This is a genomic window from Streptomyces sp. NPDC056948, assembly GCF_042674225.1.
Classification (GTDB): domain Bacteria; phylum Actinomycetota; class Actinomycetes; order Streptomycetales; family Streptomycetaceae; genus Streptomyces; species Streptomyces purpurascens.
On sequence record NZ_JBHUQX010000320.1, the window covers coordinates 1 to 11,183 of the forward strand.

Below are 11,183 nucleotides of genomic sequence, written 5' to 3' on the forward strand. Positions count from 1 at the left end.
GGCCCTCGGCCGTGTCTGTGGTGCGCGGTGTTACGCGGTCTGGTGCGCCAGCAGTGCCACCGCGGCGATCAGCACCGTCAGCAGTGCGATCAGTGTCATCGGGTTCAGATTCGCGAGGAAGCTCTCCTGCTGCAGGCGCTCACGGTTCGCGCGGCAGACGGGGCAGCGACCCTCACTGACGGGGGACGCGCAGTTCGCGCACACCAGCCGGTCGTACGTCATGCGCTCGCCCTCCTTGCGACGGTTCCAGGTATCCAACGTGTGCGGGGAGGAGAATGTTCCCCTCTCCACTTTGCCAGGTTCCTCGGCGGGGTGCGCGGTCGCTTCCGAAGGTGTGCGCCCCTCGGGTGGTCGGCACAAAACGGAACATCCATGGCGCAACCACAGTCGGTGACTGCGCCGCCCTCCCCGGTTCGCGTATGGTCACGCTCATCTACCCCCGGCGACCCGTGGTGCACCCGTGATCCGATTCGACAACGTCTCCAAGGTCTACCCCAAGCAGACCCGCCCCGCCCTCAGGGATGTCTCCCTGGAGGTCGACAAGGGTGAGTTCGTCTTCCTCGTGGGGTCCTCGGGCTCCGGAAAGTCCACCTTCCTGCGGCTGGTCCTCCGCGAGGAGCGGTGCAGTCACGGGCAGGTGCACGTCCTGGGCAAGGACCTCGCACGCCTCTCCAACTGGAAGGTGCCGCAGATGCGGCGCCAGCTCGGGACGGTCTTCCAGGACTTCCGCCTGCTGCCGAACAAGACGGTCGGCGAGAACGTCGCCTTCGCGCAGGAGGTCATCGGCAAGTCTCGCGGTGAGATCCGCAAGTCCGTGCCGCAGGTGCTCGACCTCGTCGGGCTCGGCGGCAAGGACGACCGGATGCCCGGCGAGCTCTCCGGTGGTGAGCAGCAGCGCGTCGCCATCGCGCGGGCCTTCGTCAACCGGCCCAAACTGCTCATCGCCGACGAGCCCACCGGCAACCTCGACCCGCAGACCTCCGTCGGCATCATGAAGCTGCTCGACCGCATCAACCGGACGGGCACGACCGTGGTGATGGCCACGCACGACCAGAACATCGTCGACCAGATGCGCAAGCGCGTCATCGAACTGGAGCAGGGCCGCCTCGTCCGCGACCAGGCCCGCGGTGTCTACGGCTACCAGCACTGAGACCGCACCCGAGATCACGGAAAGGCATAACCAGTCGCCATGCGCGCCCAGTTCGTCCTGTCGGAGATCGGCGTCGGTCTCCGCCGCAACCTGACGATGACCTTCGCCGTCATCGTCTCCGTCGCCCTGTCACTCGCCCTGTTCGGCGGGTCGCTCCTGATGAGCGACCAGGTCAACACCATGAAGGGCTACTGGTACGACAAGGTCAACGTCTCGGTCTTCCTCTGCAACAAGAGCGACGCCGAGTCCGACCCCAACTGCGCCAAGGGCGCGGTGACCGATGACCAGAAGAAGCAGATCAACACCGACCTCGACAAGATGGGCGTGGTCGAGAAGGTCACGTACGAGTCGCAGGACCAGGCGTACAAGCACTACAAGGAGCAGTTCGGCGACTCCCCGCTGGCCAGCTCCCTCACGCCGGACCAGATGCAGGAGTCGTACCGCATCAAGCTGAAGGACCCGCAGAAGTACCAGGTCATCGCGACCGCCTTCGATGGGCGGGACGGCGTGCAGTCCGTTCAGGACCAAAAGGGCATTCTGGACAATCTGTTCGGACTGCTCAACGGTATGAACTGGGCGGCGCGGGCGGTGATGGCGCTGATGCTCGTCGTCGCGCTGATGCTGATCGTCAACACCGTGCGCGTCTCGGCGTTCAGCCGGCGGCGCGAGACCGGCATCATGCGCCTGGTCGGCGCTTCGGGCTTCTACATCCAGGCGCCGTTCATCATGGAGGCCGCGGTCGCCGGACTCATCGGCGGCACGGTCGCCTGCGGCTTCCTGGTGGTCGCCAGATACTTCATCATCGACCACGGTCTGGCGCTGTCCGAGAAGCTGAATCTGATCAACTTCATCGGCTGGGACGCGGTCCTGACCAAGCTGCCGCTCATCCTCGCCACGAGCCTGCTGATGCCCGCGTTGGCCGCGTTCTTCGCGCTGCGCAAGTACTTGAAGGTGTGACACATGCCAAGAGGGGCCGTGCGGTCAACCTGCCGTACGGCCCTTCCCCTTGTCCTAGACTCACCGGCATGTCAGGTCGTGACCCGTTCTGTCAGCCCCGCCGCATCCGCCGCGGGGCCGCCCTGACCTTGCTCTTCACGAGCGTGCTCGTCGCCGGCGCGGCCACCGGGTCCCTTCCGCAGGCCGACCGGAAGTCCGCTCCGGACGAGGCCCGTTCGGCCACCCCGGCCGGGCGCCACGCCGATGTCGCCAGGGCCGCCGAGGAGGCCATGGCCGACGGCAAGTCCCCGATGGAGGCCGCGAAGCGCGCGGTCAGCCGCAGCGGGGACCGCTGGGGCGCCGTCTACTCCCAGGGCGAGTACGAGGAGTTCGAGGAGTCCCTCGACGGCCAGTACACCGGCGTCGGCCTGTGGGCGCGCAGCGAGCGGGACGGCCGTATCGAGGTGACGAAGGTGCGCTCCGGCTCGCCCGCGGCCACCGCCGGGATCCGCCCCGGAGACCTGCTGCGCAGCGTCGACGGCGAGAAGACCGACGGGCGGCCCGTCACCGAGGTCATCTCCTTACTGCGCGGGGACGCCACCGAAGCCACCGCCGGCACCACCGTCCGCCTCGGCCTGGAGCGCGGCACGCGCGCGTGGAGCGAGACCCTGCGCCGGGCCCGGCTGACCACGGACTCGGTCAGCGTCCGAGAAGTCGCCGGCTCGGTCACCGTCATCAGGGTCGACACCTTCACCAAGGGCTCCGGCGACCGGATCCGCGCGGCCGTCCGGCAGGCCCCGCGCGGCGCCGGCATCGTCCTCGACCTGCGCGCCAACTCCGGCGGCCTGGTCACCGAGGCCGTCACCGCCGCCTCCGCCTTCCTCGACGGCGGCCTGGTCGCCACGTACGACGTCGACGGCGAGCAGCGCGCCCTGCACGCCGACCCCGGCGGCGACACGACGAGACCCCTGGTCGCGCTCGTCGACGGCGGGACGATGAGCGCGGCCGAGCTTCTCACCGGTGCTGTTCAGGACCGCGGACGGGCCCTCGTCGTAGGCTCCCGCACCTTCGGCAAGGGCTCGGTCCAGATGCCGAGCCGGCTGCCCGACGGCTCGGTGGCCGAGCTGACCGTCGGCCACTACCGCACGCCTTCGGGGCAGGCGGTCGACGGCCGGGGCATCACACCGGACCTGGAGGTCGAGGACGGTGCCGAGAGGCGGGCCGAGACAGTATTGACTGGCCTCGGACCCCCCTCGTAGTGCGAAAATGGCCGCACTATGGCGAAGGAAAAGGTAAAACGCAAGGCCGCGAAGGCCGCCGAGAAGGCACCCGCCCGGAAGATGGTCGCGCAGAACAAGAAGGCGCGGCACGACTACCACATCATCGACACGTACGAGTGCGGCCTGGTCCTGATGGGGACCGAGGTCAAGTCGTTGCGGATGGGCCGGGCCTCCCTGGTGGACGGCTTCGTGCACATCGACCACGGCGAGGCATGGCTGCACAACATCCACGTCCCCGAGTACGTGCAGGGCACCTGGACCAACCACTCCGCCACCCGCAAGCGCAAGCTGCTGCTGCACCGGGCGGAGATCGACAAGCTGGAGTCCAAGTCCCAGGAGACGGGGCACACGATCGTGCCGCTGGCCCTGTACTTCAAGGACAGCCGGGTCAAGGTCGAGATCGCGCTCGCGAAGGGCAAGAAGGAGTACGACAAGCGGCAGACCCTCAAGGAGAAGCAGGACCTGCGGGAGACGAACCGCGCGGTCGCGGACGCCAAGCGGCGCCAGCGCGGCGCCTAGCGGGCGGCCGCGCCGAGCGGCTGACCGGCGGCTCCCCGTGGCTCCTGGCGGGCCGCGCGGGAATTGGCTGGCCCCCTCGGGCGTTGGTCACGTACGATGGGCACTGCCCCGCACAGCCGGGGCGTGGATTGATAAAACAACATGGGGATGATCGGTTTCGACAGCGGATGTCGAAGCAGGGGAAGCGAGCCGAGGAAGCGGCAATGATCTCGTAAACCATATGTCGCAACCAATAATCGCCAATTCCAAGAGCGATTCCCAGTCCTTCGCCCTCGCTGCCTAATAAGCAGTGAGTGAAGGACCCTTAATGGGTGTCAGCCCGGGGGTGTTCCCGACCCGGACCCTGGCATAATCTAGGGAACTAAACCATCGAGCCTGGTCACGGGGTTCGGTGGGAAATCAAACAGTGACTGGGCCCGTCGGAGACTTGTTCGCGAGATCACCGGGGCCGAGAAAATCGAAGCGAACTGCGCTCGGAGAAGCCCTCCTTTTGCACCGTTGGACGCGGGTTCGATTCCCGCCATCTCCACTCATCCCATGTGGGCACAGGCCCCGCCGCTTCCGAGCGGCGGGGCCTTTGTCATGGTTGTCAAGGCCGGACATCGTGGCCGTCGGCGCCGGCGAGAGTCCAAGGGGTCGCCGGGTCGCTGCACGTCGCCCGCAGGCTGTCCCCTTCGCGTACGACCGTGAAGGTCACGTCCCCGACCGGCACCGTCACCCGGTCGCCGTCCCGCAGGCCGTACGCCCGCAGGGTCACGCCGGCGGCATGGTCGTAGTCCGGGCGGTCGTCCACCGCGCCCACCGGGATCACGGCCCCGGGCCGGACCAGCAGCGGCACGCTCAGGAACCCGTGCCGCTCGCGCACCCAGCGCGGGCCGGTCACCGTCTGCCCGGTGAGGAAGTGGGTCCAGGTGCCCTCGGGGACGTAGTAGGTGACGTCGCCCTCGTCGCTGAACACCGGCGCGACCAGCAGGTCCGGGCCGAGCATGTACTGCCGTTCCAGGTGCGCGCACCCCGGGTCGTCCGGGAACTCCAGCACCATCGCCCGCATCACCGGCACGCCCTCGGTGTGGGCGGTCCGGGCCGCCTCGTACAGATAGGGCATGAGCCGCAGCTTCAGCCGGGTGAAGTGGCGCGTGACCTCCACCGACTCCTCGTCGAACAGCCAGGGCACGCGGTACGACGAGCTGCCGTGCAGCCGGCTGTGCGAGGAGAGCAGGCCGAAGGCCAGCCACCGCTTGAACAGGGCCGGTGCCGGCGTGCCCTCGAAGCCGCCGATGTCATGGCTCCAGAAGCCGAAGCCCGACAGCCCGAGGGACAGGCCGCCGCGCAGGGACTCGGCCATCGACTCGTACGTCGCCTCGCAGTCACCGCCCCAGTGCACCGGGAACTGCTGGCTGCCCGTCGTCGCCGAGCGGGCGAAGAGGACGGCCTCCTCCTCGCCGCGGTGCTTGCGCAGCACCTCGAAGACCGTGCGGTTGTAGAGGTACGTGTAGTAGTTGTGCATCCGCTCCGGGTCGGAGCCGTCGGACCAGGTCACATCGAGCGGCACGCGTTCGCCGAAGTCGGTCTTGAAGCAGTCGACGCCCTGCGCGAGCAGCGCCTCCAGCTTGGCGGCGTACCAGTCGCGGGCGGCCGCGCTGGTGAAGTCGACCAGGGCCATGCCGGGCTGCCACATGTCCCACTGCCAGACGCTGCCGTCCGGGCGCTTCAGCAGATGCCCGAGTGCCCTGCCCTCGGCGAACAGCGGGGAGCGCTGGGCGATGTACGGGTTGATCCAGACACAGACACGCAGGTCACGGGCCTTGAGCCGGGCCAGCATGCCCTCCGGGTCCGGGAAGACCCGCGGATCCCACTGGAAGTCGCACCAGTGGAACTCGCGCATCCAGAAGCAGTCGAAGTGGAAGACGGAGAGAGGGAGCTCGCGCTCCTTCATGCCCTCGATGAACGAGGTCACCGTCTCCTCGTCGTACGAGGTGGTGAAGGACGTCGACAGCCACAGGCCGAACGACCAGGCGGGCGGCAGCGCCGGGCGGCCGGTCAGGGCCGTGTACTTGCGCAGGATCTCCTTCGGGGTCGGGCCGTAGATGACGTAGTACGTCAGCTCCTGTGTCTCCGCGCTGAACTGCACCCGGGACACGACTTCCGAGGCGACCTCGAAGGACACCTGGCCCGGGTGGTCGACGAAGACGCCGTAGCCCGCGTCCGTGAGGTAGAAGGGCACGTTCTTGTAGGCCTGTTCGCTGCACGTGCCGCCGTCGGCCTGCCAGATGTCGACGACCTGCCCGTTCTTCACCAGCGGGCCGAAGCGCTCACCGAGGCCGTAGACGGCGGTGCCGACCTGGAGCACCAGTTGTTCGCGCAGGTGGTGGGCGCCGGTCGCGTCCCGCATGATGCCCATGCTCTTGTGGCCGCTGCTGGTGAGCGTGCGGCCGCGCGCGGCGAACTCGACGTGCCAGGGGCCGCCGCGGGCCACCCGGACCGACAGCTCGCCCGAGGTCAGAGTCGTGTGCTCGTCGTCGTACGCGATCCGCGCGGCCGGCCGGGAGTCGGCGAGCTCGAACTCCGGGCCGCGGGGCTGCCCGCCCGCGAAGTGCGTCATCGTCAGGCCGATGACGTCGGGCATGGGGGTGTGGGCGCGGAGTGTCAGGACGGGGCCCGTCATCAGGTCGCCGCGGGAGCGGACGGGCCGGGTCGGCGCGTGGAACTCCAGCGCGTTGTCCGACTCGGTGACGTCGAGGACCTCGGCCGGGTGCGCCGCGGTGACGCCCTCACGCAGGAGCCAGTAGCCGTCGGTGAACTTCATGTGGGGGGTCCCTAACTTCCCGGCGCAGAATGTCGAAGCGCTTCGACAGTCGAACGTATGCGGGGCGCGTGAGGGCGTCAATGGGCTGTGAGGCGATTGGTGAAGCGATTCGACGCCCCGAACAGCGACAACGCCAGGGCTGCCGCCGTCACCGGGATGCCGTATCCGGCCGTCGCCGACACATGCTCCGCCGTCCAGCCACCGAGTGCGCCGCCACCGGCGATGCCGCCCAGCAGGCCGGTCACCGCTAGGGTCATGCCCTCGTTCAGCCGGCCCTCGGGGGTGCGCTGCTGGACCAGCGTCATGGTGGTGACCATCGTCGGGGCCGTCGCCATCCCGGCGACCAGCAGGGCGCCCCCGAGGAACAGCAGGGAGCCGGTGAGGACGGCCGCGAGCAGCGGCAGGGTCAGCAGCGCCGCCATCGCGGCCACGCACCACGGCAGACGTGCCGCGGCCGGCCCGGTGGGCTTCGCGGCGCCGAACAGCAGGCCCGCCGCGCAGGAACCGGCCGCCTGGAGCGCGAGCACGGCACCGGCCGCCGACTGCTGCCCCTGGGTGTCCGCGAACGCGAGTGTGACGACCTCCGTCGAGCCGAAGATCCCGCCCATCGCCAGACAGACCGCGAGCAGCGGGGGCATGCCGGGGGCGCGCAGCGGCGCCTTCGCGGGTATGCGCTCGCGGACCGGCGGCTCCGTCGCACGCCGGGTCGTGAACAGGAGCATCCCCGTCAGCAGCAGCACCGCGCCGACGAGCGTGCCCGCCTCCGGGAAGAACGTCCCGCACAGGAAGGCCGCGAGCACCGGGCCCAGCATGAAGCACAGTTCGTCCGCTGCCTGCTCGAAGGAGTGGGCGGTGTGCAGGCCCTTCGGATCGCCGGCCAGCAGATGTGCCCAGCGGGCCCGGGACATGCCGCCGGTGTTGGGGGTCGTGGCGGTGGCCGCGTAGGAGGCGAACAGGGTCCAGTCCGGGGCGTCGTGGCGCACGCACAGCAGCAGCGCGAGGGAACCGAGGACGGCGATCACCGTGGCGGGCAGGGCCACCCGGGCCTGGCCGTGCCGGTCGACGAGCCGCGCGGTCCACGGCGCGACCGCCGCGGTCGCCGCGAGCCCCGTCGCCGTGACCGCACCGGCCAGGGCGTACGAGCCCCGCGTCCCGGCGATCATCACGACCGCGCTGACGCTGAACATGCCCATCGGCAGCCGGGCGATCAGGTTCCCGGCGGTGAACGCGCGGGCGCCCGGCAGGCGGAAGAGGCGGCGGTACGGGGTGAGGTGCGGCATGCCCCCACCGTCGCCCGGCGGTGATCAAGCGGTCCAACACCTGTTCCGTACGGACTCACGCACCTGGGTTGTAGGACCGCGCCGCATTTCTTCATACAGAGATATGGAGAGTCCTAATGCTTCTATTGACGCATGGAAAAGATGCTCAACCGGGAAATCCTTCACTCGTTTGCCGCGCATCCGCCGCAGAGGGCCGACGGTTAGTCGGTACATGACCGAGGCGACCAGGAACAATGGTTGGGCGGTAACGCTCGGCCCGTACACATACATTCCCGCTCCGGCGCACTCGTCGGCCACCGTCAACGGCACGCTCACCAACGGCGGTTGCCCGGTCACGCTGCAGGTGACCGAGCCGGTTCTGCGTGATTTCATCGACGCCATGAGCGCGCTGGAAAAGGATCTTGCGCGACGGTGGATCAGTGCGACGGAATGGCCCGCATTCGCGCTTGCGGAATAGTCGGGCCACGCCATGTATGACAATAAAATCGAAGGCAGCGGCCGGCACCGGGCTCCATCCCGGGAATTCTTCACCCCTCTGACACCACCGGACCCGACCTGGGATCCGGCCGAGGAACTGGCGTTCATCCTCGAGGAGGCCCTGGGGCAACAGGCGGCGAGGGTTCCCGCCCCTCGTGACGAGGTGACGGAGGCGGACCCGGACCCGGAGCCGCCACCGGCCCCGGCACCGGTCTCGGCACCGGTCGCTTCGGGCGCCCACATGAGGCGGCTCCAGGACATCACCGAGGAACTGCCGCCCGTGCGGGACTTCCACCGGCGCCACCGCAAGGTCCGCACCCGCAAGAGACCCGGCCTGCTCCGCACCACCAGCTTCTTCGTCGCCGCCCTGGCGGCCGTCATCGCCTCCGCGGTGAGCCTCCTGGGAGGCATGGTCGCCTACGACCCCCTGCGCCTGGTCGGCGTGTCCCCCGAGGGGAAGAGCTTCGGTAGCTGGTGGCCCCTGCTGGTGTACGGGCCCTGGCTGGTGGCCTCCCTGTCCGTACTGCGGGCCGCGCTCCACCAGCGCCGTGCCGTGCACTCCTGGTGCGTGGTCCTGGTCTTCTCCTGCGTCGCCGTACTGCTCTGTGTCGTTCAGGCGCCGAGGACCGTGCTCGGCACCGCGGCGGCAGCCCTGCCGGGCGTGGCGGCCCTGGCGTGCTTCCAGCAGGTCGTCCGCCAGATCACCCTGACCCGCCCGCCCCTGCGCTCGGTGCCCCGGCACCGCCTGGGCCAGTCCGGGCCGCGGGACGTGCCCGGCGCCGACGCCGGCGAGGGGACGGGGCAGGGCGAGGCTCCCGGGCGGGCCGCCGGCTCCTGAGCCCCCCGCGCTGTCGGGGAGCGGCGTCACCGCGCCGCTCCCCGCTGTAGGTTCACCGCATGCCCGCCCACCCCGACCCCCGTCTGCTGCGTGCCTTCGTCACCGTCGCCGAGGAACTGCACTTCACCCGTGCCGCGGCGCGGCTGCACGTGGCGCAGCAGGCACTCAGCCGGGATGTGCGGCGGCTGGAGCGGGAGCTGGGCGCCGAGCTGTTCGTGCGGACCACCCGGCAGGTGACGCTCACGCCCGAGGGAGAGCGGCTGCTGCCCTACGCCCGTCGCGTGCTGCGGGCGCAGGACGAGCTGCTCGCCGCCTTCGACCAGGCCCGGCCCCTGCTGGTGGACCTCAACTCCCCGGGCCTGGTCACACCACGCCGCGTGCTGCACCGGGCGCGGGAACTCGCCCCCGGGCACGAGCTGATGGCCCGGTACGAGAGCGGCCTGACCGGAGCCGCCGGGGAGTTGCTCGCCGGGCGGCTGGACGCGTCGTTCGGACGGTTCGACGGGCTGGACCCGGCGCTGCGGGCCGGGCTCGACCAGCAGCCCGTGCGCTACGAGCCGATGGCGGTCGTGCTGCCGGAGGACCACCCGCTGGCCGCGCTGGAGGTGGTGCCGCTCGCCGAGCTGGCCGGCGAGACCGTCTACGCGGGGGCCGGCAATCCGCGCACACCGGAGTGGACCGGCCTCGCGCGGCAGCTCTTCGAGGGGCGGGGCATCGAGATCGCGCCCCCCGCACCGCTGGCCGTGGGCGAGGAGGAGTTCCAGCGGATCATGGCCAGAACCCGCCACCCGGTCCTGGCCGTTGTGGGGTTTCCGGCCCTGCCGTCGATGGTGTCGCGGCCCCTGGTCGATCCCGTTCCGCTGTCTCCCGTGTCGCTGGTGTGGCGCAAGGGCCTGACCCACCCCGCGTTCGACGCGCTGCGACGGGCGGCGGCCCGGCTCGCGGCGGAGGAGGGGTGGCTGGACAGGCCCGCCGGGGCCTGGATTCCGGCCGGGGACGATGTCCGCATGGCGTCTCGCGACTGACACGATTCGGTACGCGGTCCACACGGAACCTCCGCGTGCGCTACATTCAACGCCTGAGCACGGTGTGGTAATGGGGGGCGCTCGGACGGGTGAGGGGGCCCGGTCCGACGACGGGTGCTCAGGTCGTCAGCGCACCTGAACCATCCCGTGGGGGGAAGTGCGTGCGCGTGAAAAATTGGCGAGAAGACGCCCAACCAGAGTGGCCCGAGGCCGCGGCGGTGACCGGTGAACTCCCCACGGACGGCAGAGTCCGGGACCGCAGAGCCACACAGCTCTTCGCCGGGAGCGACCTCCAGGGGACCGGCCACCGGCTGCCCGCCGGGACGGAGATACTGCGCGGCATCCCCCGGCAGAGCGACGGCGAGGCCGACTCGTTCGTCCCGGATCCCGGGGCCCGGACCACCGTCCGCGACCCCTGGCAGGAGCCCGGGGAAGCCGTCCCGTCCGGGCACGGCCGCGACTGCGCCGGGGACACCGAGGACCCGGCCGGGCACAGCCACGACCCGCACGAGGTCACCGTCCAGCTCGACGCCGTCCAGCTCGGGGACGGGTTCCTCCGGCAGGTCAAGGAAGGCCCCGGCGCGGGCTCCGAAGCCGCCGCCGACTCGCCCGTCTTCGTCGACGAGTCCGGCCGCCGCAGCCGCCGCTTCCGCCGGATCGGCATGGCCGTCGCGCTGGCCTGCGGGGTCTACGCCGTCGTCATCGTCGCCACACTGATGTCGGGCAACTCCCAGGCGCCCTGGCTGCCGGTACCGGGCCAGAAGGACGCCCCGCCGGCCGGGCAGGTCGACTCCCCGCCGCTGCCCGAGCGGTCGGCACCGACCGACGGCACCGGCGCCACCGCCCCGGGCAGTGCGCCGGCGACCGAGGAG

10 protein-coding genes, 1 other RNA gene and 1 pseudogene are annotated in these 11,183 nt (G+C 70.3%); 9 read left to right on the plus strand and 3 right to left on the minus strand.

Annotated features, from left to right (window positions below):
• Positions 1–30 precede the first annotated feature (30 nt).
• Positions 31–222, minus strand: a complete 192-nt coding sequence (locus ACFTZL_RS32165; RefSeq protein ID WP_382589884.1) for a hypothetical protein — start codon at positions 220–222, stop codon at positions 31–33.
• Between the two features lie 238 nt (positions 223–460).
• Here ACFTZL_RS32165 and ftsE point away from each other — a divergent pair, with 238 nt between their 5' ends.
• From ftsE to ssrA, 5 genes are all read left to right on the plus strand, one after another.
• Positions 461–1,150, plus strand: a complete 690-nt coding sequence (gene ftsE, locus ACFTZL_RS32170; RefSeq protein WP_382499997.1) for a cell division ATP-binding protein FtsE — start codon at positions 461–463, stop codon at positions 1,148–1,150.
• A 39-nt stretch (positions 1,151–1,189) separates the two neighbouring features.
• On the plus strand, positions 1,190–2,107 hold the full coding sequence (gene ftsX / locus ACFTZL_RS32175; RefSeq protein WP_382589886.1) for a permease-like cell division protein FtsX: 918 nt from the start codon (positions 1,190–1,192) through the stop codon (positions 2,105–2,107).
• A 68-nt stretch (positions 2,108–2,175) separates the two neighbouring features.
• Positions 2,176–3,345 (plus strand): S41 family peptidase, encoded by a 1,170-nt coding sequence (locus ACFTZL_RS32180; protein ID WP_382589889.1) that lies wholly within the window; start codon positions 2,176–2,178, stop codon positions 3,343–3,345.
• Positions 3,346–3,363: 18 nt separating this feature from the next.
• On the plus strand, positions 3,364–3,885 hold the full coding sequence (gene smpB / locus ACFTZL_RS32185; RefSeq protein ID WP_215121058.1) for an SsrA-binding protein SmpB: 522 nt from the start codon (positions 3,364–3,366) through the stop codon (positions 3,883–3,885).
• Positions 3,886–4,028: 143 nt separating this feature from the next.
• Positions 4,029–4,417: a transfer-messenger RNA gene (ssrA, locus tag ACFTZL_RS32190) on the plus strand.
• A gap of 57 nt (positions 4,418–4,474) precedes the next feature.
• Here the strand turns inward: ssrA and yicI are convergent.
• Both yicI and ACFTZL_RS32200 read right to left on the minus strand, forming a co-directional pair.
• Positions 4,475–6,691: an alpha-xylosidase gene (gene yicI, locus ACFTZL_RS32195; protein WP_382589892.1), complete on the minus strand. Its 2,217-nt coding sequence runs from the start codon at positions 6,689–6,691 to the stop codon at positions 4,475–4,477.
• A gap of 77 nt (positions 6,692–6,768) precedes the next feature.
• A complete protein-coding gene (locus ACFTZL_RS32200; RefSeq protein WP_382589895.1) occupies positions 6,769–7,971 on the minus strand; it encodes an MFS transporter in 1,203 nt (400 codons plus the stop codon).
• Positions 7,972–8,182: 211 nt separating this feature from the next.
• Between ACFTZL_RS32200 and ACFTZL_RS32205 the strand changes: the two genes are divergently transcribed.
• From ACFTZL_RS32205 to ACFTZL_RS32220, 4 genes and pseudogenes are all read left to right on the plus strand, one after another.
• The gene (locus ACFTZL_RS32205; RefSeq protein ID WP_382589898.1) at positions 8,183–8,428 is read left to right on the plus strand and encodes a hypothetical protein; all 246 of its coding nucleotides are present in this window, start codon (positions 8,183–8,185) and stop codon (positions 8,426–8,428) included.
• 12 nt (positions 8,429–8,440) lie between these two features.
• On the plus strand, positions 8,441–9,286 hold the full coding sequence (locus ACFTZL_RS32210; RefSeq protein WP_382589901.1) for a hypothetical protein: 846 nt from the start codon (positions 8,441–8,443) through the stop codon (positions 9,284–9,286).
• 59 nt (positions 9,287–9,345) lie between these two features.
• Positions 9,346–10,311: a LysR family transcriptional regulator gene (locus ACFTZL_RS32215; protein ID WP_382589904.1), complete on the plus strand. Its 966-nt coding sequence runs from the start codon at positions 9,346–9,348 to the stop codon at positions 10,309–10,311.
• Between the two features lie 218 nt (positions 10,312–10,529).
• Positions 10,530–11,183: pseudogene (locus tag ACFTZL_RS32220) on the plus strand (hypothetical protein); the annotation flags it as partial.

Coding starts and splice junctions, on each gene's coding strand:
- ACFTZL_RS32165 (WP_382589884.1), bottom strand. CDS start 222: ATGACGTACGACCGGCTGGTGTGCGCGAACTGCGCGTCCCCCGTCAGT.
- ftsX (WP_382589886.1), top strand. CDS start 1,190: ATGCGCGCCCAGTTCGTCCTGTCGGAGATCGGCGTCGGTCTCCGCCGC.
- ACFTZL_RS32180 (WP_382589889.1), top strand. CDS start 2,176: ATGTCAGGTCGTGACCCGTTCTGTCAGCCCCGCCGCATCCGCCGCGGG.
- smpB (WP_215121058.1), top strand. CDS start 3,364: ATGGCGAAGGAAAAGGTAAAACGCAAGGCCGCGAAGGCCGCCGAGAAG.
- yicI (WP_382589892.1), bottom strand. CDS start 6,691: ATGAAGTTCACCGACGGCTACTGGCTCCTGCGTGAGGGCGTCACCGCG.
- ACFTZL_RS32200 (WP_382589895.1), bottom strand. CDS start 7,971: ATGCCGCACCTCACCCCGTACCGCCGCCTCTTCCGCCTGCCGGGCGCC.
- ACFTZL_RS32205 (WP_382589898.1), top strand. CDS start 8,183: ATGACCGAGGCGACCAGGAACAATGGTTGGGCGGTAACGCTCGGCCCG.
- ACFTZL_RS32210 (WP_382589901.1), top strand. CDS start 8,441: ATGTATGACAATAAAATCGAAGGCAGCGGCCGGCACCGGGCTCCATCC.
- ACFTZL_RS32215 (WP_382589904.1), top strand. CDS start 9,346: ATGCCCGCCCACCCCGACCCCCGTCTGCTGCGTGCCTTCGTCACCGTC.